Source organism: Flavobacteriales bacterium (genome assembly GCA_021739695.1).
In the GTDB taxonomy this organism is placed as follows: Bacteria; Bacteroidota; Bacteroidia; order UBA10329; family UBA10329; genus UBA10329.
The window spans coordinates 116951-140672 of record JAIPBM010000002.1 but is presented as its reverse complement, the minus strand read 5'-3'; the positions used below and the strand labels follow the sequence as shown (position 1 = coordinate 140672).

The 23722-nt window shown below is 45.1% G+C and carries 17 protein-coding genes and 1 tRNA gene; 15 read left to right on the top strand and 3 right to left on the bottom strand.

Annotation, left to right across the window (positions count from 1 at the left end; genetic code table 11):
- The first annotated feature begins 157 nt into the window (after window positions 1-157).
- The 12 genes from K9J17_01865 (at window position 158) to K9J17_01810 (ending at window position 15689) form a co-directional block, all read left to right on the top strand.
- Window positions 158-2221, top strand: coding sequence for a penicillin acylase family protein (locus tag K9J17_01865; GenBank protein MCF8275453.1), 2064 nt, complete (start codon window positions 158-160; stop codon window positions 2219-2221).
- A gap of 97 nt (window positions 2222-2318) precedes the next feature.
- Complete coding sequence (locus K9J17_01860; protein MCF8275452.1) at window positions 2319-3458, top strand: DNA polymerase III subunit delta'; 1140 nt, start codon at window positions 2319-2321, stop codon at window positions 3456-3458.
- A 58-nt stretch (window positions 3459-3516) separates the two neighbouring features.
- Window positions 3517-4725, top strand: coding sequence for a hypothetical protein (locus K9J17_01855; protein ID MCF8275451.1), 1209 nt, complete (start codon window positions 3517-3519; stop codon window positions 4723-4725).
- Window positions 4715-5188: a gliding motility lipoprotein GldH gene (locus tag K9J17_01850; protein ID MCF8275450.1), complete on the top strand. Its 474-nt coding sequence runs from the start codon at window positions 4715-4717 to the stop codon at window positions 5186-5188. Before K9J17_01855 ends, K9J17_01850 begins: the two co-directional genes overlap by 11 nt.
- 641 nt (window positions 5189-5829) lie before the next feature.
- Complete coding sequence (locus tag K9J17_01845; protein ID MCF8275449.1) at window positions 5830-7671, top strand: hypothetical protein; 1842 nt, start codon at window positions 5830-5832, stop codon at window positions 7669-7671.
- A gap of 5 nt (window positions 7672-7676) precedes the next feature.
- Window positions 7677-8375: a CoA transferase subunit A gene (locus K9J17_01840; GenBank protein ID MCF8275448.1), complete on the top strand. Its 699-nt coding sequence runs from the start codon at window positions 7677-7679 to the stop codon at window positions 8373-8375.
- A 9-nt stretch (window positions 8376-8384) separates the two neighbouring features.
- Complete coding sequence (locus K9J17_01835) at window positions 8385-9041, top strand: CoA transferase subunit B (GenBank protein ID MCF8275447.1); 657 nt, start codon at window positions 8385-8387, stop codon at window positions 9039-9041.
- 1 nt (window position 9042) lies between these two features.
- A complete protein-coding gene (locus K9J17_01830; GenBank protein MCF8275446.1) occupies window positions 9043-9981 on the top strand; it encodes a glycosyltransferase family 2 protein in 939 nt (312 codons plus the stop codon).
- The gene (locus tag K9J17_01825) at window positions 9968-11344 is read left to right on the top strand and encodes a glycosyltransferase family 39 protein (GenBank protein MCF8275445.1); all 1377 of its coding nucleotides are present in this window, start codon (window positions 9968-9970) and stop codon (window positions 11342-11344) included. Before K9J17_01830 ends, K9J17_01825 begins: the two co-directional genes overlap by 14 nt.
- A 39-nt stretch (window positions 11345-11383) precedes the next feature.
- Window positions 11384-12106 (top strand): glycosyltransferase family 2 protein, encoded by a 723-nt coding sequence (locus K9J17_01820; protein MCF8275444.1) that lies wholly within the window; start codon window positions 11384-11386, stop codon window positions 12104-12106.
- Between the two features lie 11 nt (window positions 12107-12117).
- Window positions 12118-13905, top strand: coding sequence for a hypothetical protein (locus K9J17_01815; GenBank protein MCF8275443.1), 1788 nt, complete (start codon window positions 12118-12120; stop codon window positions 13903-13905).
- Complete coding sequence (locus tag K9J17_01810) at window positions 13902-15689, top strand: hypothetical protein (GenBank protein ID MCF8275442.1); 1788 nt, start codon at window positions 13902-13904, stop codon at window positions 15687-15689. Before K9J17_01815 ends, K9J17_01810 begins: the two co-directional genes overlap by 4 nt.
- Here the strand turns inward: K9J17_01810 and lepA are convergent, their stop codons facing one another.
- Together lepA and K9J17_01800 are read right to left on the bottom strand one after the other, a co-directional pair.
- Window positions 15690-17477: a translation elongation factor 4 gene (gene lepA / locus K9J17_01805; GenBank protein MCF8275441.1), complete on the bottom strand. Its 1788-nt coding sequence runs from the start codon at window positions 17475-17477 to the stop codon at window positions 15690-15692.
- Between the two features lie 77 nt (window positions 17478-17554).
- A tRNA-Gln gene (locus K9J17_01800) sits at window positions 17555-17627 on the bottom strand.
- 114 nt (window positions 17628-17741) lie between these two features.
- On the opposite strand from K9J17_01800, the gene K9J17_01795 reads away from it, so the two are divergent.
- Both K9J17_01795 and K9J17_01790 read left to right on the top strand, forming a co-directional pair.
- Entirely contained in the window at window positions 17742-20771 is a 3030-nt protein-coding gene (locus K9J17_01795) for a DUF2723 domain-containing protein (protein MCF8275440.1), read from the top strand.
- 23 nt (window positions 20772-20794) lie between these two features.
- Entirely contained in the window at window positions 20795-21412 is a 618-nt protein-coding gene (locus K9J17_01790; protein MCF8275439.1) for a polysaccharide deacetylase family protein, read from the top strand.
- Window positions 21413-21553: 141 nt separating this feature from the next.
- On the opposite strand, the gene K9J17_01785 is transcribed toward K9J17_01790, so the two are convergent.
- On the bottom strand, window positions 21554-22333 hold the full coding sequence (locus K9J17_01785; protein ID MCF8275438.1) for an enoyl-CoA hydratase/isomerase family protein: 780 nt from the start codon (window positions 22331-22333) through the stop codon (window positions 21554-21556).
- Between the two features lie 117 nt (window positions 22334-22450).
- Between K9J17_01785 and purD the strand changes: the two genes are divergently transcribed.
- Window positions 22451-23722, top strand: coding sequence for a phosphoribosylamine--glycine ligase (purD, locus tag K9J17_01780; protein ID MCF8275437.1), 1272 nt, complete (start codon window positions 22451-22453; stop codon window positions 23720-23722).

The window sequence follows — 23722 nt, the reverse complement described above, 5'->3', positions numbered from 1 at the left end:
CACGCATAACGTAACCATTGCTACTGATAATCTAAATTGGATGTGCCGCTTAAAGACGATTGAGCAGCAATTATCCGCAAACATGCTGATGGGAGGGCCAGTTGTCTTTGGCTGAGTGATCTGTTTAAAGTAAGTTCGCCATTCACCTCCATTATACATGAAAAAGACCCTCCTGCTTGTCCTTCTGTCACACACGGTTTTTGCCCAGATCGACCCGACCAACATCACCATTGCGCGAGACGAATATGGCGTGCCGCACATTTTTGCCAAAACAGATGCGGAAGTAGCCTATGGTTTGGCATGGGCAAGTGCCGAAGATCTTTTTCCGACCATGCAGGAGATGCTTTATGCAGGCAAAGGATTTGCTGGGCGTTATCAAGGTAAAGACGGAGCGGGCCGCGACTTTCTGACCCACACACTCGGCATTCAAAAATTGGTGGAGGAGCGCTATGAACAAGACATTTCACCAGAGTTCAAAAAGTACTTGGAGGGTTTTTGTGCTGGGATAAATGCCTATGCCAAAAAGCATTGGAAGGACGAAAAATTCATTAAAAAGGCATTTCCAATTACTCCTAAAGATGTTGTTGCCAGTTATGTGTTTTCGTTGAGCGTGATCTGCAATGCGCACAAACCGATCCAGAAGATCATCGGCAATAAGTTTGATAAAGAAGAGGTGCCGATGGGCTCAAACGCCTTTGCAATGAACTCGGCCGCTACGGAAGATGGGAAAACCTATCTGGCGGTGAATCCACACATGCCTTATGATGGCGCGTTCTCGTGGTATGAGGCGCATTTGAACTCTGAGGAAGGACTCAATATTCTTGGCGGGTTATTTCCGGGAGGCGTGAGCATCTTTTTGGGAACCAACGAGAATCTGGGTTGGACGCATACTTGGAACGGGCTCGATCTTGTGGACACCTACAAGCTGAAAATGCATCCCAAGAAAAAGTTGATGTATGAGTATGATGGAGAATGGTTGAAGCTGGAAAAACGCCCCGTTTGGCTGAAAGTGAAAGTTGGCGGAATTGTGATTCCAGTGAAAATGATGAGCTATTGGAGCAAGTATGGCCCAACACTCCGCTCCAAAAAAGGAAAGATGTTCTACTCGGTCAAATGCCCTGCTTCGGAAGATATCCGTGTGGCCAATCAATGGTTCAACATGAACAAGGCCAGCAATTTCACCGAGTTTAAAACAGCGCTGGAAATGATGGCCTTAGGTCGCTTCAACATTATTTATGCTGATAGACAGGATACCATCTATTACATCGATTACGGTTTGATTCCTGATCGCGACACCTCGTTCAACTATGAAGGCTTGGTTCCAGGAAACACATCAAAAACCAACTGGACGGGCATTGTGCCGATTGAGAAACTTCCGCAATACCTGAATCCAACATGTGGCTACGTTTTTAACACGAACAACACACCGTTCAACGCAACGTGTGAGGCCGAAAACCTCAGCGCCAAGGGTTATCCTAAGCACATGGGGTTCAGAATTTATGACAACAATAGAAGTGTGCAGTTTCAGAATCTGATGAAACAATACGGAAAGCTTGATTGGGATGAGTTCAAGGCGATAAAATGGGATCAACAGGTGCCTGAGAATCATATTTTCATCGAGAGCATGAAAAACGCCTACAATCTTGATGCTACGAAATATCCAGACATCGCGGATGCCATTGAGGTTATGCATCGTTGGAATTACAACATGGGGCCAGAAAACATGCAAGCGGCTTTTGCCTATGCCACCGCGCAGAAGGTTATGAAGCAAACCGGTAGAAGGTCGGAGGCCGTGGAGCAAGGATTGTTTGTGGACGATAGTGTCTGGGTATCGGCCATTCGCAAAACGAAAGAGGAATTCATGCGTCACTTCAATAAGCTCGAATTTCCATTTGGTGAGGCTCAAACGTTTACGCGAAACGGAAAAACCGTTGGCCTTGGTGGCATTGCAGATGTGTTGGCCGCATCGGCCAGCGAGTGGGATGCTGATGCCGGAACCATGGATTGCAAAGGAGGAGACTCTTACCTGCAGTTGGTTAGTTTTTCAAAAGAAGGACTGCCTCACATCGAGTCGCTGATGGCTGGTGGAAATTGCGACAGGCCAAACAGCCCTCACTACAACGACCAGATGGATCTATTGGCAGGTCACGAAACCAAACCAATGACCTTGGACAAGGAGGAGATTCTGAAAAATGCCAAGCAGATCTATCATCCTGAATAAGGAGACTGGACAGACAAGAGATATAGAGATAAGGGCGGACCAAGAGGCCTTGTTTCTTACCTCTATATCTCTTGTCTCTTCTCATTAAATTTGACGCATGCTTTTTTCAGAGGTCGTAGGGCAAAAACAACTCAAATCCAAACTGTGCAATTCTGTTCGTAACGGACGTGTGGCACATGCTCAGATGCTCGTTGGCCCGTCTGGAGCTGGCTCGTTGCCGTTGGCGCTTGCTTTCGCTCAATATCTTGCTTGTAAAGACAGAGGAGAAATAGATTCCTGCGGAAAATGCGATTCATGCATTCGGTATGCGAAGCTGGAACATCCAGACCTCCAATTGATCTTCCCGAAAAACAAAACATCCAAAGTTGACCACAAGAATTTTTCCAGTAAGGACTTCTTACCCGAATGGAGAAAAGCAGTGATCAACAATCCTTACCTCAGCCTGAACGACTGGTTGAAGGAGTTGGGAATCGACAACAAGCAGGGCGCTATCAATGTGGATGACAGTAAGGAAGTGCTGCAAAACCTGAGTTATAAAGCCTACGAAGCCGATTATCGGGTTGTGCTTATTTGGCTGGCCGAAAACATGAATGAATCTTCGGCCAATAAGTTGCTTAAGATCTTAGAAGAGCCACCAGCAAGAACCGTCTTTCTGCTTGTGGCCGAAAGCACCGAAAACATGTTGCAGACAATACTGTCGAGGGTGCAAATGCACTTGCTTGGTAGATTGAGCGATGCAGAAATTGCGGAGTCCCTTTCGGCAGATGGGGCTGATCTGGAACAGATGAAAAGGTTGGCACATTTGGCAGATGGCAATCTTAATTTGGCCAAACAATTATTGGACGATCAAGAGTCTATCACCGTAACCGTCCGGTTTTTTATCGATTGGATGCGTGCCTGTTTTGTGCTCAACATGGAGAAGATCCAAGACCTTTCTGAAGAGTTCAACGCTTTGGGAAGAGAGCAGCAGAAAGCATTGATCACCCAATCAAGCGGCATTCTTCGAAAGGTATTGATGTATCGAACGCTTCCAGAAACAAAAGACAAGTTGCTGCGGGAGGAAATGGAGTTCGTACATAAATTCTCTCGCTTCATTACGGTTGAAAATGCATCTGGAATTCTCACCGCTTTCAACGATGCCCATTACCACATTGAACGAAATGCCAACGCCAGGATCGTGTTTACCGACCTGTCTTTCCAACTTTCAGACCTGCTTATGAGCGGGGCACTGAAGTAATTGACGGCACAGCCCGTTAAACAATTAAATTTGCCTTCTTAGTACAAAATGTAGAACGATGGGATGTAGCGGATGTAGTAACGGAAAGACCGAAAGTGGTCTGCCAAGAGGATGTAAGAATAACGGTGCTTGTCAAACAGGCAGTTGCGATAAATTGAGTGTTTTCAATTACCTGTCAAACATGGAAGACACGGTAGGTTATACCGTTTCTGAGTTTGTGGAGGTGCGTTTTAAGAACACCAGAAAGCAGTTTTTCAAACAAGACAATCTTCGTTTGGTAGAAGGAGATGTGGTAGCTGTAGAAGCCTCTCCTGGTCACGATGTGGGTACGGTTTCCTTGGCAGGCGACCTCGTGATGTTGCAAATGCGCAAGCGTAACGTAGATTCTGCAACGGGAGACTTTAAGAAGATATTCAGGAAGGCCACCGAAGCTGACATCGACAAATGGCAGGAAGCCGTGAACAGTGAGCAGCAGACCAAAACGCGCGCAAGGATCATTGCTCGTGAGTTGGGCCTTAACATGAAGATCAGCGATGTGGAATATCAAGGAGATAGGAGCAAAGCTGTTTTTTATTACACGGCCGAAGACCGAGTTGATTTCCGCGATCTGATCAGAAGATATGCGGACGAGTTCAAGGTGCGGGTGGAAATGAAGCAAATAGGAGCAAGGCAAGAGGCAGCTCGCGTTGGCGGCATCGGTTCTTGCGGAAGAGAACTTTGCTGTTCTACCTGGTTGACTGATTTTAGAACCGTAAGCACCAGCGCAGCACGTTATCAGCAGCTGTCGCTCAATCCTCAAAAATTGGCGGGCCAATGCGGAAAACTGAAATGCTGTCTCAATTACGAGTTGGACAGTTATCTCGATGCGCTCAAAGATTTCCCGAATCAGAAAACCAAATTGGAGACCGAGAAAGGATCAGCGTTCACGCAGAAGGTTGATATTTTCAAAGGCGTGATGTGGTTTACCATGCGCGATGACCCATCCAATTTTATCGAGGTTCCAATTGAGCGGGTCAAGGAAATCTTGAAAATGAACAAGGAGGGTAAAAAACCGGCTGTACTTGTAGATGTGGTGCATGCTGCGGTTCCAGTGGTGAAACACGACTACGAAAATGTGGTTGGGCAAGATGATCTAACTCGTTTTGACAGGCCGAAAGGACAGCAAGGCGGAAATAAAAAGCAAGGTTCGGGCAACAACAAACGCAGAAAGAGCAGAAATCGTAATCGGAATAACAGTTCTGGAAACACGAACAACAATGCCACGTAATCGATTCCTGGTCATAGGAATTGTATTCATGTTCGCCATGGTCGGGTGCAAACAGTCCATGTATCAATCGAGCAAATCCTTGCCTAACAAAATTTGGGAAGTTGGAGATAAGATTACCTTCGATGTGGAAGTTACTGATACCATGACCGGATATGATTTCTATATCGATCTAAGGAATGACGCCATGTATCCGTATGCAAACATTTATATGTTCGTCAGCACCACATTTCCGTCTGGCAAAACCGCCAAAGACACGGTAGAATGTATTCTAGCCGATGGTTCTGGCCGATGGTTGGGCACAGGATTGGGAGACATTCTCGACAATCACATTCTGTTCAAGCAGAACATCAGCTTTCCTAACTCTGGGGTTTATTCGTTTCAGTTTGAGCAAGGTATGCGCACAGAGGCTCTTCCGTCTGTTCTGGATGTTGGAATATCAATCGAAAAGCACGTAGGGAAATAGTGGCACAGAAAAAAACAGCACCGATTAAGAGAAAGTACGTGTTGTACTTCTGGCTGATGGTATTGGCCGGACCAATGCTTATTGTCCTTCATTTATTTTCAATTTCCGCAGGACTTTGGGGGCCGCTTCCAACCTTCGATGAACTCGAAAATCCAAAAAGCAACTTAGCTTCCGAAGTATATTCTGCAGACCAGAAAGTGCTCGGAACGTATTTCGTTCAAAACCGATCGAATGTCAAATACGAAGATCTTTCTCCACACTTGGTTCACGCGTTGGTTTCTACCGAAGATGAGCGTTTCTACCAACACAGCGGTGTAGATCTTTACAGTTTGGCACGTGCCATTATGCTTGCAGGAAAGCGGGGCGGAGGTAGCACGGTTACTCAGCAGTTGGCCAAGAACCTTTTCGACACGCGTACTGGCGATAATCGATTGCGCGGAGGTGCGTTGGTTCAGAAACCGGCAGAATGGATTATTGCCACGCGTTTGGAAAAACGTTACACCAAAGAAGAGATCATTGCGCTGTATCTGAACACGGTCGATTTTATCAATGGAGCAGTCGGAATCAAATCTGCGTCTTCTGTTTACTTCAATACCAGCCCCGATTCGTTGAGAATCGAACAAGCAGCCGTTTTTGTTGGAATGCTTAAAAATCCGGCTCTCTTCAATCCTAGAAGACGCTTGGAATTGACCCGTGATCGGAGAAACACGGTTTTCGGACAAATGAAGCGCAATGGTTATTTGACGGAGACCGAAATGGATTCGCTTGACGCGCTGCCGTTGGAATTGGATTACCACAGCACGGATCACAACGAGGGATCAGCAACCTATTTCCGAGAGTATCTGCGAAACGAGCTCACCAAATGGTGCAATACCCATCTGAAACCGGATGGTTCTAAGTATGATCTGTATCGCGATGGCTTGCGTGTTTATACAACCATCGACTCGCGTCTTCAGAAATATGCCGAAAACGCAGTTACCGAACATATCACAGAACATCAGGCAAAGTTTTGGAAAGACCAGAAAAACAATAAGACCGCACCATTCAGAGGAGTAAGCGAAGATGAGATAGAAAGCATCATGCTTCAATCCATGAGACGTTCAACGCGCTACAACGAACGGCTCGACCTGCGGCCAGATATTCGAAAACGCTATCACGATTATTTCGTTTTTAAAAGCGAGCAAAATGGGTACGAGGGTCAGATAGACAAACTATACAAGGAGTTCGAGCGTGCAGAGCGTATGGAGAAAGAAGATGAGCAGGAAGATATCCGTGATGAGATTGAAAAGCTCAAGAAGAAATCTGCCAAACTTCAGCCCGATCTGGACAAAACATGGAAGCTTTACAAAGAAATTTGGGAACCCTTTGATGATTCGTTGAAGGTTGTTTTCAATAAGCCCATCGAAATGACCATTTTCTCGTGGAAAGGCGAGATTGACACGGTTCTTTCTCCCTTGGATTCCATTCGTTATTACAAGCATTTTCTGCAATCGGGTCTATTGTCGATGGATCCGAGAACGGGATTTGTGAAAGCTTGGGTTGGCGGTATCAACTACAAACATTTCAAGTACGATAACGTGAAGCAAGGAAGCCGTCAAGTGGGCTCAACTTTCAAACCATTTGTATATGCTTTGGCCATGCAAGAAGGTTGGTCGCCATGCGAGAAAGTGCTCAACATTCCGGTTACGTTTGAGAAAGACAGGTGGAATCTGCCCCAGGATTGGACACCTAAAAACTCAGACAATAAGCATGATGGTGACGAAATGAACTTGAAAGAGGCGTTGGCGCATTCGGTCAACTCCATCACTGCGTTCATCATGAAAAAGTTTGGACCGCAGGCTGTAATTGACCTAGTCAGAAAAATGGGCATTACGGCCCCGATTGACCCTTATCCAGCAATTTGCTTAGGCACACCAAGCATTTCTGTTTATGAAATGACCGCAGCGCATTGCACATTTACCAATCAAGGCGTTTACACCGAACCAGTGGTCATTACCCGAATTGAAGACAAAACAGGAACCGTATTGGAAGAGTTTGTTCCTAGAACACACGAGGTAATGGATGAGCAAACCGCCTATACCATGATCAACCTGATGGAAGGCGTTGTGCAGGCCGGTTCTGGAATTCGACTTCGCTACAAATACAAACTCAACTATCCGATAGCAGGAAAAACAGGAACAACTCAGAACCAATCAGATGGTTGGTTCATGGGCCACACGCCCGACCTGGTCACAGGCGTTTGGGTCGGTTGCGAAGACCGTGCCGCCCATTTCAGGACAATTTTAGAAGGACAAGGCGCATCCATGGCATTGCCTATTTGGGCACTTTACATGAAGCAGGTTTATGACGACAAGAAGATCGGCATTTCTACTGGACCATTTGATAGACCAGAAGGAGAACTTCGTGTTGAGCTCGATTGTAAGAAATACGATAAACAGAATAGCAACCAACGGGGCGGATTGTACGATCCGGGTTTTGAATAAGTAAGATGAATAAAGTTGTAAAAGGACCGGCAGAAGCGTTGGCCGGAATCAAAAATGGAATGACCTTGATGCTAGGCGGATTTGGCCTTTGCGGAATTCCAGAGAACAGCATTGCTCAATTGGTCAAGATGGGAATCATGGATCTGACGTGCATCTCCAACAATGCTGGAGTTGACGATTTCGGACTTGGCCTTTTGCTTCAAAAACGGCAGATCCGAAAAATGATCTCTTCTTACGTTGGAGAAAACGATCTATTTGAGCGATTGATGTTGAGCGGAGAATTGGAGGTTGATCTGATTCCGCAAGGTTCGTTGGCCGAAAGATGTCGTGCTGGCGGAGCTGGAATTCCAGCCTTTTTCACACCTGCTGGTTTCGGAACAGAAGTAGCCGAAGGTAAAGAGGTTCGCGAATTCAATGGCAAACCGCACATTCTGGAAACCGCTTTAACTGCCGATTTCGCCATTGTAAAAGCATGGAAAGGCGACCATTTGGGAAACCTCATATATAAAGGAACGGCCCGCAACTTCAACCCAATGATGGCAATGGCCGGAAAGATCACTGTTGCAGAAGTGGAAGAATTGGTAGAACCGGGAGAATTGGACCCCAATTTCATCCACACTCCTGGAATCTTCGTAAACCGCATTTTCCAAGGAGAGAAATTCGAAAAACGAATCGAACAGCGAACCGTCAGACCACGCATTTAAAATTTCGTAATGGCAATAGATAAGAACGGAATAGCAAAAAGAATTGCGCAGGAACTGCGCGATGGTTACTACGTTAACCTTGGAATTGGGATCCCAACGCTGGTTGCTAATTATATTCCCGAAGGAATTGAGGTGGAATTTCAATCAGAAAACGGCATTCTCGGAATGGGACCATTTCCGTTTGATGGCGAAGAAGATGCAGATCTGATCAACGCAGGAAAGCAGACCATCACAGCACGTCCGGGAGCTGTTTATTTCGATTCGGCCACCAGCTTCGCCATGATCCGTGGTCAACACGTGCAACTGACGGTTTTGGGTGCCATGGAAGTGTCCGATAGCGGAGACATCGCCAACTGGAAAATTCCTAGAAGAATGGTGAAAGGAATGGGTGGTGCAATGGATCTTGTGGCATCTGCAGAGAACATCATTGTAGCCATGATGCATACAAACAAGGAAGGAGAGTCAAAGCTTTTGAAGCAATGCACGCTTCCGATCACTGGTGTGGGTTGTGTAAAACGCGTGGTTACGAACTTGGCCGTTCTGGACGTAACACCAGATGGTTTTAAACTGATTGAAACCGCTCCGGGAGTAACAGTTGAAGAAGTGGTTGCTGCTACCGAAGGGCGGCTGATTGTTGAAGGAGACATCCCAGAAATGAAGATCTGAAATGGATCTATCAGTCATCATACCTGTATTCAACGAAGAGGAAAATATCCGACCCTTGTTTGATCGGTTGGTGGCTGTCATCAAAACCTTGGGATTAACCAAGACGGAACTGCTTTTCATCAATGATGGAAGTGCAGACGGCACCTTAGGGGAGATCAAAAAGCTTTCGAACCAAGATGTAGCGATCAATTATCTGGATCTCAGCAGGAATTTCGGACATCAGATTGCCGTCACTGCTGGTCTTGACCGTTGCAAAGGCGACCTTGTTGTTATTATTGATGCTGACCTTCAAGACCCGCCCGAGCTGATTTCAGAAATGGTCAAAAAGACCAAAGAAGGTTTTGATGTTGTTTATGCTCGGAGGATTGCTCGCAAAGGAGAAACGGTTTTTAAGAAAGCCTCGGCCAAAATTTTCTATCGCTTGCTGGCCAACATCACAAGTGTCAATATTCCAATTGATACAGGCGATTTCAGAATCATCACAAGACGCGTGGTAGAGGCATTGAAACAAATGCCGGAACACGAAAAATTCCTTCGTGGGCAAATTGCATGGATCGGATTTAACCAGACGTTTGTGGAATATGAGCGTGATCAACGCCTTAGCGGAAGTACCGGATACACTAACAGGAAAATGCTCCGTTTTGCTCTTGACGGAATCACTTCCTTCTCCAATTTTCCGCTCAAAATGGCCACCATTTCGGGCTTTGTGGTATCGTTCATTTCATTTTTGTTGATGCTCTTTGCCCTATATTCGCGCTTTGTTTGGAAGGTGTACGAACCAGGTTGGACCTCGTTGATGTTGAGTGTCCTTTTTATTGGAGGGATTCAACTTTTTTCAATTGGAATCATTGGAGAGTATGTTGGGCGTATAAGCAACAACGTTAAGAAACGGCCACTTTATTTGTTGAAAGAAACGAATCAGCCGGATGGTGAACAATAAGCGGGTCAATTTTGGCCTTGGCCTGACCTTGTCGATTATCGTCCTTTTCGCCACCTGGCTTGTTTTGAACCAACCAATTCACATTGACGAAGCGCTAACTTATCGACATTTCGTTTCACAGGGATGGAGGATCGCTATTTCCACATATCCGTTTCCAAACAACCACGTATTATTTTCTGTTTTAGGCTCTTTTGTAGTGGAGATACCGATGAACCCCTTTACTGCCATGCGGTCTGTTTCGCTCATTTCAGCAATAGTAAGCGGGTTTCTGATTTATAGAATTCTAAGAGTAGAATCATCTGTTACTTGGTCTTTGATCGGGGTTCTTTTTTGGAGCTGTTCAATGGCAACCATTCAATATTCTGCTCAAGCCAGAGGGTACGGTCTTCAAGCTACATTTTTCCTTGTTGCCCTGTATGGGTCAATAAAGATTCTGTCTGAGGAAAAAGCGAAAAGTGAATTTTCCAGTTGGGCATACTGGTCATTACTTGCGATTTCAGTTTCGTTGGGGGTATTTACCTTGCCGAGTTTTATTATTCCCGCATTTAGCCTTGGTTCAATGCTAGTTTGGGAGCTTTATCAAAAAGAAGGAACAGTTCCCGTGGTAAAGATTTTGGTTAGCGCCATCCTCTCGATTGTTTTCGCTTTCGCGCTTTATTCACCGCTCATGTATTATTCGGGCATAGATTCAATAATCGGCAACCAATGGGTGAACGAAAGGAACCTGCATAATTTGGCCGATGGAGAGAAGCTTAATTTTCTCTACGATATATTCACCCTACTGGGACCGGCATTCGTACTGGGCTTGATTCTTACGGTTTTGCCTAACCGGAATTTGTTTGGTTTGCAGAAGAGGTTCTTGTGGTTTTTCCTTGGATCGGCAGCAGCCTATGTAATTGTTTTCAGAACCCTTCCCTTTCCTCGGACATTCAGTTATCTATCTGCTGTCATCTCCATTTCTTTGGTTTGGAATATGAAAGGGTTGTCTATCGGTAAGTCGATGAATAAAGCTTTAGCAGGTTCGTACGCGGCAATAATACTTTCTTTAATTTTTGCCATGGTTAAAATTTTGCCTGAAAAGGACAACCCTTCGATAATTGCTAAAGAACTCAGCCAGAATGAAATGGTTGTTAAGATGGACACGATTTACACAGATGGGTGGAACAATTGCGGAGCGATGCTCGATTTTTATTCCTGGTATCATGGTGAAGGTCCAATCGTGCAGCCGCTCTATTCACAAAACTTTTGGAGCGAATTCCAAATTCGTAACGGGAGCCAATTTTTAACCGAAAGAAAATCGGAAATAAGTGATTGTGTTTTGGTAGCAGAATACCAACAGACTGGTGTTTTTGATTGCCGTTAAACAGGAATTGCGATTTTTGCGTCTTATTCAACTCGTTATATGTCAATTTCAAAACTATCCCTAGTCATTCCGGCCTACAACGAAGGCAAAACCATTCATCTGATCCTTGATAGAATAAAGGCGGTTGAACTGGTGAACGGAATTAAAAAAGAGTTGATCATTGTGAATGATTGCTCCTCTGACAATACCGTTGAAGCTGTTGAGAATTACCAAGCGCAGAATCCAGATATGGACATTCGGCTTTTTTCGCAACCCGTGAATATGGGTAAAGGAGCAGCGCTTCATAAAGGAATTGAACTGGCAACGGGAGAGTATCTGTTAATTCAAGATGCCGATCTCGAATATGATCCACGCGAGTACAATGACCTGCTGAAGCCGATTGTAGAAGGCAATGCAGATGTGGTTTACGGTTCCCGATTCTTGGGTGGAAATCCGCACAGAATCCTGTTTTTCTGGCACACGATCGGAAATCAGTTCCTCACGTTCCTATCAAACATGTTCACCAATCTGAACCTTTCAGATATGGAAACATGTTATAAGCTGTTCAATACCAAAATGGTGCAAAGCCTAAAGTTGAAGGAACACCGCTTCGGGTTTGAGCCAGAAGTTACGGCCAAGATCAGCCGCATTCCTAAGATCCGAATCTATGAAGTTGGTATTTCTTACTATGGAAGGACCTACGAAGACGGAAAAAAGATCGGAGCCAAAGACGGTTTCCGTGCCATCTATTGTATTCTGAAGTATAATATCTTCAGCAAGTAGTTTCTGCTGATTTGAACGTAACACGATTTGTCTGGTTTGTTTTCATCGGACTGATCGGATTTGCCAGCTTTACCCGTTGGCAAAACCTTTCGGAAGAGCCGCTTATTATGACTGATGGGCAAGGCTACTACGCATATCTTCCAGCTGTTTTCATCTATCACGACCTTCAGTTTTCGTTTGTCGATGCGATTAATGAAACCTATTATCCTGAAGGGAAACGTGCCAATTATGTGGTAGAAACCCCTACGGGAAACGTCAATAAGTACTTTGCCGGAACCTCGGTAGTTCAAGCACCATTCTTCTTTGTGGGCTGCGCGCTAAGTATGGTTTTAGGACTTCCTGTTGACGGATATTCGCGGCCGTTTCAGTTGATGGTGGCTTTGGCAGCAATTGTAAGTGTGTGTTTGGGGCTATTCTTTTTGGGTAAACTGCTCAATGCGATGGGCTTTAAACCGAACATCATCCTACTTACTTTATTCCTTGTTCTGTTCGGCACAAACCTGTTCTACTATGTGATCTACGAGCCAGGCATGTCTCATGCTTACACGTTTTTCACTGTTTCAGCATTCTTGTTTTTCGTTTGGAAATCTGCTCAGCAACTGACTATTCGCAATCTGGTTTTGGCTGTTGGATTTTTAGCACTCACGGTGCTCATCCGTCCCACTAACGCGCTGATCGTTCTTGCAGTTCCGGTTGTCACATCTGGATTTTTCGGAACACTAAATCTCATCGAACGTCTTTTTTCAAATAAGAAAGCGTTACTGATTTCGGCACTTATCTTTTGGGGAATTGTAGCTGTTCAGCCCGTTATCTACCTTTTTCAAACAGGACAACTGATGGTGTGGTCTTACGAAGGAGAAGGGTTTCATTTCCTCGCGCCAGAGATTTTCAATGTACTGTTCGGTTATCGGAAAGGACTTGTTGTTTATTGTCCGATTCTCTTTGTTACGGCTATCGGATTAGCGGCTAGACTTCATCGCAACAGGCCACAGTTCGGGTGGCTTTTGTTTGTGCTTGCGGCATTTACGTGGGTCATTTCTTCTTGGTGGATGTGGTACTATGGAGGCTGCTACGGCCATCGCGCGTTCATTGATGTTTATCCGCTGTTTGCCATTGGTTTGGCGGCTGCGCTGCAATACGGTTTGGGATTTTTGAAACCATGGCTTTTAACGATCGCAGCAGTCGCATTGGTTCCCATGCAGCTAGTGCAAACCTATCAGTACGTTCACAACATTATTCCTTTTGATAACATGTCGAAGGTGAAATTCTGGAGCCTGTTCATGCGCACTGGAAATGATCTTGCTTGGTATTACTCAGGTTATCCTGGAGAGGACAGCTATTTGGGTCTCGATAGCTTGGTGATCAAACACGGATTAGAAGAACCATTCGGTTGGGGTAACGAACAGCAAATTACCAACGAAGCATTTTACACTGGAGCACATTCAGCGCTCATGTTGCCAGAAGACCAGTACGGAATTACTTTTCGCAAACCTGTTTCTGAAGTAGCCGTTCCTTTCAACTTAATTCGAGTAAGCGGCTGGGTTCGTTCAGATTCCAGAACAACCGATCTTTCGTTTGTCTGCGCCATAGACGATAGTACTGGAAGCAGTTACGTTTGGAAAAAATATCCACTTCGACCGCAGTTCAATGGCAGAAATGAATGGAGCTGGGTCACGGCTGTTTTTAAATGTGGCGCACCAAGAGACTCTTCAGATAAGGTTGTGGTTTATCCTATGAAATCGGATGGGGCTCAGGTTTATATAGACGACTTTGAAATCACTTTTATACAAGCACGATGAGGGTTGCGGTGATTTCAGCAAGCCTTGTTTTAGCCTTTGTTCTGGCTCTTTCTGGTATTTTCGATAACGAAGCGATGTATGGCCTCATCCATGCGGACGCTCAGGGATACTACGGATATCTGGTAGCCATTTTCCTCGAACATTCGTTCAACTGGGATCAGGTCATCCACTCTTATGCCGATGTTTATTTTGATGGTGGAGGTGCCGATTTTACCGTGGTTTCTGACCTCGGAAGAATCAATAAATACTACGCAGGAACGGCCATTCTCACGCTACCATTCTTTTTACTTTCATGTGGCGCAGCATTTTTATTTGGGTTTCCTGTGGATGGCTATTCATCTCCATTTCAATATGGCATAATGCTCAGCGCGCTGTTCTATTCAGGCGTGGGCATGTACTTTCTTTCCAAGTTTCTTGAGGCAAAGGGAATTGAACGGAAAACAGCACTTTTTGCGGTTGTCTGCTGCCTGTTCGCCACGGGACTGTTTCACTATGCCATTTCCGAACCGGCCATGTCTCACGCGTACAGCTTCGCGCTTTTCTGTGCTTTTCTGTACACGGTTCAGCAATTCATACAGGTTGGCAGTCAAAAATATTGGATTGCGTCTGCAGCCATTTTCGCCCTGATTGTACTTGTTCGCCCAGCGAATGGACTTGTGCTATTGAGCGTTCCATTCATTGCTGGTGGAATAGAACCGATAAGAACGCGCCTGATACAAGCTTTCGGCAGCAAGATGATTTTCGCCATGATCGTGGTTGTCGGTATTCTTTCTCTTCAATCGCTGATGTACGTGTTGCAAGTAGGAAAACCACTTGTTTGGTCGTACCAAGGCGAGGGATTCAACTTCCTTTCTCCCGAAATATTGAATGTGCTTTTCAGCTTTAAAAAAGGCTTTTTTGTGTATTCGCCAGTGGCATTTCTGGGCGCCATCGGCCTTGTTTTGTACCTATTCAAAAGACCGAAAGAAGCTAGTTGGCTTTGGGCATTTCTCGCCATCAGCATTTACGTGATCTCCTGTTGGTGGAATTGGTACTATGGCGGCAGTTTTGGCATGCGCGCTCTCATCGAGTACTTGCCATTTTTCATCTTCGGATTGGCATTTCTCATTCAAAATAGTGGCCGTTTGGCAAAAGGAATCGTGATAACGTTCTGCCTGCTTTTCGTCTCAGTCAATTTGGTTCAGAGCTATCAATATCAAAAGTTCATTCTTCATTGGGATGGAATGGATAAGGATAGGTATTGGCAGGTTTTTATGCAGACTGGAAGAGAATATGATGGCATTTTCTACCGTCAGGAGAAAGTGCTGGAAATACCCAATGATGAATCTGTATTAAGCAGGGTTGATTTCCATTCAGGATTCGAAGAAAACGATAATTGGGGCACGCAAGGAGTCAACACAGAAATGGCCTTTGCAGGAACAAAAAGCACGAAACTGACGGGTGACGCCCCCTTCGGATCTACTTTAGGGGTTCCTGTAGCGGCCCTTGGTTCCAGTGGGAACAAGAAGTTGCTGATCACTGCTCAGGTTTGGTCTGAAGAGGCATTTCCGAATTTGACCATTGCCTATTCTTACCGCAACGATTCGACAGATTACGGCCACGATTACATTGGTATCGGGCAGTACGTTTCAAAGCCCGCAGAGTGGATGGAAGTGAAACACATAGCCGACCTCAGAGAAGCAGCTGACACTACAGACCAATGGATCGTTTATCCCTACTTATCGAACTCAGGAAAAGTCTATGTGGATGATGTGACCTATGAGGTGATTACTCTCAAAGACTGATCAATCCAGTTTAAGAACAGCCATAAACGCAGACTGAGGAACTTCTACGTTTCCTACTTGGCGCATACGTTTCTTCCCTTTTTTCTGCTTTTCCAAGAGTTTTCGCTTACGCGAGATGTCGCCACCGTAGCATTTGGCGGTAACGTCCTTTCGCATCGCTTTTACCGTTTCTCTCGAAATGATCTTGGCACCAATAGCTGCTTGAATAGCAATATCAAACTGCTGTCTCGGAATCAATTCGCGCAATTTGGCGCATATCTTTTTCCCCAAGGTGTGCGCATTATCCATGTGAATAAGGGCTGATAGCGCATCAACCTGATCTCCGTTAAGCAGGATATCCAATTTCACTAACCGACTTGGCTTGTAATCAAGAGGTTGATAATCGAAAGAAGCATATCCACGCGAAATGGATTTCAATTTATCGTAAAAATCGAACACGATTTCGCCTAGCGGAAGCTCAAATTGAAGTTCCACTCGGTCGCTGGTCAAATAGATCTGGTTCTTCAGAATGCCGCGTTTGTCAATGCAAAGCGTCATGATCACCCCAACGTATTCAGATTTAGTGATGATCTGCGCAGCGATGTAAGGCTCTTCCACCACATCGATGTAGTTGGGTTCCGGAAGGTCAGATGGGTTGTTGATGATCAACTTTTCGCCCTTCTTGGTGTGGGCGATGTATGAAACGTTAGGAACGGTAGTGATCACCGTCATGTCGAACTCACGCTCCAAGCGCTCTTGGATGATCTCCATGTGAAGCATTCCCAAGAAACCACAACGGAAGCCGAAACCAAGTGCCGCAGAACTTTCCGGCTCGTATGTCAATGATGCATCGTTCAGCTGGAGTTTGTCCATACTGGTGCGTAACTCCTCGTAATCTTCTGTGTCAACTGGGTAGATACCTGCAAAAACCATCGGTTTCACATTCTCAAAGCCTTGAATAGCTTCAGCACAAGGACGATCCACAGAAGTGATCGTATCACCCACTTTCACCTCTTTGGCTGTTTTGATGCCCGAAATAATGTAGCCAACGTTTCCGGCAAAAACCTGTGATTGTGGCGATGGCTTCAATTTCAAAATGCCGATCTCTTCAGCGCCATATTGTTTGCCCGTTGCCACAAATTTCACCTGTTCTCCCTTGCGAATGCTTCCATTCATCACACGGAAATAGGCGATGATACCTCGGAACGGATTGAAAACAGAATCAAAGATCAACGCTTGTAATGGAGCCTCAGGGTCTCCCTTTGGTGCTGGAACCCGATCAACAATTGCTTCCAACATTTCTGGAATACCCACGCCTGTTTTTCCGCTGGCCGCAAGAATATCTCCTCGGTCGCAGCCTAAAAGCTCAACGATCTGATCCTTCACCTCTTCCGGATTGGCGCTGTCAAGGTCAATCTTGTTCAACACAGGAATAATCTCTAGATCATGTTCCAACGCTAAATAAAGATTGGAAATGGTCTGTGCTTGGATTCCCTGGGCAGCATCTACAATAAGAAGCGCTCCTTCGCAAGCTGCAATAGCGCGCGAAACTTCGTACGAGAAATCCACGTGTCCGGGAGTGTCAATCAGGTTCAAGATGTAATCCTCACCGTTCAAACGATAGTTCATTTGAATTGCATGGCTCTTTATGGTAATGCCACGCTCGCGCTCCAAGTCCATGTCATCCAATACTTGTGCCTGTGCTTCGCGGTCAGAAACAGTACCTGTCACTTGCAAAAGACGGTCGGCCAGCGTGCTTTTCCCGTGGTCAATATGGGCAATGATGCAAAAGTTGCGGATGTTTTTCATGGATTGTAAAAGTAGTCAGTACTCATATGCTCAACACAAAAAAAGCACCTCCATTGGGAGGTGCTTTTTTGCTTCTGTTGACCCACTAGGGCTCGAACCTAGACTCTTCTGGACCAAAACCAGACGTGTTGCCAGTTACACCATGGGTCAATTTGGGCGGCAAAAATAAGAAAGTTTAACATCGACACAAACAACTTTTGCAAGTGCTTCTCCGTCTCTTGTGGCTAATATTCCTAAATTCGGCATCGCTTAAACAAAGCCTTTATGAGCAAGTACAGATTGATGAACAACCTTACGGGTTGGTTGGTGTTTTTTGTGGCATCATTCGTTTACGTTTCTACGATTGAGCCAACAGCAAGTTGGTGGGATTGCGGAGAATATATTTCCGCCTCTTATAAGTTAATGGTTGGTCACGAACCTGGAGCACCAATGTTTCAGATGTTAGCACGATTCTTCGCCATTTTTGCTGGAGATGATGTAACGCAAGTGGCCAAATGGGTAAACACAATGTCTGCTCTTGCCAGTGCTTTCACTATTTTATTTCTGTTCTGGTCTATTACCCATTTTGCCAAGAAATTGGTAATCGGAAAGGATGGAGATGAGAACGATTTCGCCAAGATCTTGGCCGTAATGGGAAGCGGTGCTGTTGGTGCTCTGGCCTTCACGTTTTCTGATTCATTCTGGTTCTCGGCTGTTGAAGGCGAGGTTTATGCGCTTTCTTCCATGTTTACAGCGCTGGTTTTTTGGGTCATTCTTAAATGGGAATCCGTGGCAGACGAACCGCATGCCGACCGTTACATTGTACTTATTGCGTTGCTTTTTGGTATGTCAATCGGAGTTCACTTGCTGAACCTGCTTGCCATTCCGGCCATCACTTTCGTTTATTACTTCAAGCGATTCAAGCCAACTACGATCGGTTTCCTTGGTGCAGGCGTTGCCTCGTTGGCCATCTTGGTGTTCGTTCAATATGGCATCATTCCTTATGTGGTGAAAGTGGCTTCATGGTTCGAACTGCTGTTCGTCAATTCCATGAAACTGCCATTCAATTCTGGTTTGTTCTTCTACCTGATATTATTAGGTGCCGCAATCGTTTTCGGATTGTATTACACCAAAAAGCAGAAGATGGTAACCGCAAACACGGTTATTCTGAGCATGATGATGTTGCTGGTTGGATATTCAGCATACACGCTAACGGTAATTCGATCTATGGCGAATCCGCCAATGGATGAGAGTAACCCAGACAACGTTTTTGCACTGCAATCATATCTAAATCGAGAACAATACGGAGATCGCCCACTTTTTTACGGACCATATTTCAATGCAGAATATGTAGGAAAAGAAGATGGCGATAAGGTTTACTATCAGGCAAAGGAATCGTACGAGGTTTCTGGCCGAAAGTCCATCGCTGAATATGACCCTAAAATGAGCGGATTGTTTCCTCGTATGTACAGCAATCAAGCACACCATATCGAAGAATACAAAAGCTGGACAGGCGCTAAAGGCGGAGACGTGAAACCAACGTTGGGACAGAATTTGGCCTTCTTCTTCAAGTATCAGATCGGACATATGTACCTACGATATCTGATGTGGAATTTTGCAGGAAGGCAGAATGATGTTCAAGGTCACGGAGAGATCAATCATGGAAACTGGATTTCTGGAATTCCATTTATTGATGAAATGCGTCTTGGACCGCAGGACAATCTTCCAATTTCTATCACCTCAAATAAGGCGCACAACAAGTTTTATATGTTGCCACTTATTCTGGGATTGATCGGATTTGTGTTTCAATATTATAGAGATAAGGAAAGTGCATGGCTGGTTGGTCTCATGTTCCTCATGACAGGCTTGGCCATTGTTGTGTACCTGAACCAATATCCAATTCAACCAAGAGAGCGAGATTACGCTTATGTAGGTTCGTTCTATGCTTTCGCCATGTGGATCGGCTTGGGAGTAGCGGCTATTTACGATGCGCTTAAAGAGAAAGCCCCGAAAGTTGTTGCCGCTGGAGTGGCCACGGTTCTTAGTTTGTCTGCGCCTTACGTAATGGCAAAAGATGGATGGGATGATCACGATCGTTCTGACCGTTACGCGGCACGCGATATTGCAGTCAATTACTTGGAGACATGCGCTCCTAACGCTATACTCTTTACAAATGGCGATAACGACACATTCCCATTGTGGTATGCCCAAGAGGTGGAAGGTGTAAGAACAGACATCCGCGTAGTAAACCTGAGCCTCTTCAACACCAACTGGTACATCGACCAATTGAGAAGAGCAGCTTATGACGCTGCTCCAATTCCGTTCACGTTCAGCGAAGAAGATCTGTTGGGAGAAAAACGGCTTCAGATTCCGATCTACGACAGAAAAATTCCAGGCAACGTAGAGTTAAAGGAAGTATTGGATTTTGTGGCACAGGATGATAAGCAGTACATGCTTCAAACGCGTGTTGGCGATTTCAATTACATGCCAACTGGCAACTTGAAAATCACGGTTGATTCTGCCAAAGTGATGAGTACAGGAACCGTGAGACCTGATCAAGCAGACCGAATTGTGAAAGAGATGGTCTGGAAAATCAAGGGCTCATCAATTACACGTAATCACCTGATGGTGTTGGATATTCTCGCAAACACTAACTGGGAGCGCCCAATTTATTTCGCTGTTACTGTTGGAGGAGACAACTATTTAGGCTTAGAGAAATATTTCCAAATTGAAGGTTTGGCCTACCGATTGGTTCCAATAGAACGAGCTAATAAAGATGGGCAGACAGGAGAAGTGAATAATGTGGCGATGTACGAAAACATGGTCAACAAATTCAAATGGGGCAACATGGATAAACCACAGGTTTATCATGGTACAGAAACTGAGCGAATGAGTTTGAACTACAGAAGCATGTACGCACGACTTGCCAATAGCCTGATTGAAGATGGAAAGAAGGAAGAAGCCTTGAAAACGCTTGATCGCTGTATGGAAGCAATTCCACACGAATCCATCCTTCTTAATTTCTCTGCGGCAGGTTTGGCCGAAGGATATTACAAGCTCGGAGAGTTCGAAAAAGCGAACGACATTGCTTTAAAGCTCATGGATGTGTACGCTCAAGAGATTGAGTATTACACACGACTCGACCGTAGTCAAGTGGCGCGTTTGGGTAACGAACCGGAAATTGCAATGTCTGTACTTCAGAAGTTGTTGATCTTGGCGCGAATCCACAAGCAGGACGAGTTGCTGAAGACCATTGAGGCGCGATTTGACGAAATTGAATCTAAATACATTCAATCACCGCTTTCGAGCAAATAAATATTGGTGGCCGAGTGTATCTGATTCGTCCGCCAAAGGTTTACAGATGGCTTTTTAAAGAAGCTGTATTTAGGGTAAAGAACTGCGGGAACAAGGTTTATCTCACGTTTGATGATGGACCTGAACAGGAAGCAACTCCGTTTGTGCTAGACGTCTTAGAAACGCACGGAGTGAAAGCTACGTTTTTCATACTTGGAAAGAATGCAGATCAGCACCCAGAATTGGTGCAGAAAATGAGAGAACAAGGACACGCGATCGGAAATCATGGAATGGACCACCTCAATGGATGGACCACTCCAACCGAACAGTACAAGCAGAATGCTTTCGAAGGTAAGCGGGTGTTCTCCTCTGTGCTTTTTCGTCCACCGTACGGAAAGCTCACGCTATCTCAATACAAAGCTTTAAAAGACACCGAGAAAATTGTCTTTTGGGATGTGATTTCGGGAGATTTTGATCAAAAGATCGATGAACAGACAGTTATTCACAATGTGTTGAAAAATGTTAGAAGCGGCAGCATTATTGTGATGCATGACAGTAAAAAGGCGATGAAAAACCTTCAGGGATCGCTGAATGAAATTATCTTAGGACTTAAAGGAAAAGGATACGATTTCGGGGTGCTTCAAGGCCCTTTCGAAGTCTAATAATGATTAGTTTAGCGGCAAGGAAGCAAAGTGGATAGTTGGCATAAACATAAACAGAGAGAGAAGATCAGGAACAACATCATGATAGCCTTGGCCATCATTTTGGTTATCCTGAATATTATTGTCTATTTCTCACGCTGATCAGCGGCCTTTGAAGGCCGCTTTCCTTTTTTCTACGAAAGCAGCAGCTCCTTCTGCAAAGTCTTCTGTGGTGCAGCATTCAACAAATCGGTCTATTTCGAATTCCAATCCGTTAACACCATCTGTAAAGTAGGCGTTTCCACATTCAATCACTTTTGCAATCGCAACAGGTGCTTTCGTGGCAATTTTCAACAGGATTTCTGTCGATTTGGCTAAAAGTTCATCCGCAGCCACCACGTGGTTTACCAAACCCAATCTCAATGCTTGATCAGCATTGATCATATCAGCAGTCATCAGCAGCTCCATAGCTTTTCCCTTGCCGATCAGTTGGATCAATCGTTGTGTTCCACCATATCCTGGAATCAATCCCAGATTCACTTCTGGTTGTCCGAATCGGGCACTTTCGCTGGCAACACGCATGTGGCATGCCATGGCCAATTCGCATCCGCCTCCTAAAGCAAAACCGTTAACCGCAGCAATAAAAGGCTTTGGTGCGTTCTCTATTGCGTTGAAAACGACCTGACCTCGCGTGGCCAATTTTTTTCCTTGTTCCGCACTTAATCCACCAAATTCCGAAATATCGGCACCGGCTACAAATGCCTTGTCGCCACTTCCGGTGATGATCACACCGGTGATTTCTGGATTTGTATAAACTTCCTTTACTGCAGCGTCTAGGTCGTCAAATACACCTTTGCTCAATGCATTCAGCTTTTTCGGCTGATTGATGGTGATGGTGAATATTCCGTTCTCAAGCGATGTAAGGATGTTTTCGTAGGCCATTTCTGTTGTTATTCTGATTGATTCCAAAAGTATGAAAACACATGGGCCAACCACGTTTTACAGGTATGAATTCTGAATGAAAATAAGACCTTTGACCCACCAAATATGACACAAGGAATGAATGTATTACTGATCGGATCAGGAGGAAGAGAACATGCAATGGCTTGGAAAATGAGCCAAAGCAAGAGGCTTAGCAAGCTTTATATCGCCCCAGGAAATGCTGGGACGCAGAACGTTGGTACAAACGTGGATCTTGACCCCTTGGATTTTCCTTCCGTCCGTGATTTTGTTCGTGGAAACGGCATTCATCTGGTAATTGTAGGTCCTGAAGCCCCGTTGGTTGCAGGCATTGTTGACTATTTTCAACAGGAACCATCGCTGAAATACATTCCCGTCATCGGACCATCCAAGTTGGGAGCGATGCTTGAGGGCAGCAAAGAATTTTCCAAAGAGTTCATGGTCCGTCATCAGATTCCAACTGCTAGCTACGGTTCGTTTACTTCCGATTCGTTGGAAGAAGGATTCAAGTTCCTTGAAACATTGAGTTCTCCATATGTGCTGAAAGCGGATGGCTTGGCGGGTGGAAAAGGTGTTTTAATCTGCGATGAATTGGTGGAAGCACGTATTGAGCTGACATCCATGTTAGTAGAGCACAAATTTGGATCGGCTTCTGATAAAGTTGTGATTGAAGAATTCCTTCGTGGAATAGAGCTTTCCGTTTTTGTGCTTACTGATGGAAAAAACTACAAGATCCTTCCATCTGCCAAAGACTACAAGCGTATTGGCGAAGGAGACACGGGACTGAACACAGGCGGAATGGGCGCGATTTCTCCGGTTCCTTTTGCGGATCAGGAGTTCATGAATAAAGTGGAAGAACGCATTGTGAAACCGACCATTAACGGTTTGGCACAAGATGGAATCGATTATCGGGGGTTTGTTTTCATCGGTTTGATGAATGTGAAAGGAGAACCTTTTGTGATTGAATACAACGTGAGAATGGGTGATCCGGAAACAGAGGTTGTCATTCCGAGAATTCAAACAGATCTGGTGGATCTATTCGAAGCTGTTGCTGATCAAACGTTGGACAAAGTTCATTTGAGCGTTGACCCACGAACCACTTGCACGGTAATGTTGGTTTCTGACGGATATCCGGGAACTTATGAGAAAGGAAGGCAGATAGCAGGCCTGGACAAGGTGAAAGACAGCGTGGTTTTTCACGCAGGAACAAAATCCGACAATGGTCATGTTTTGACTGACGGAGGCCGGGTTTTGGCCATCACATCTTATGGAGAAAATATGACAGAAGCCTTAGAACAATCATACGCTAACGCGCAGGTCGTAAACTACGAAGGCAAATACTTTAGGTCAGATATCGGTTTCGATCTCTGA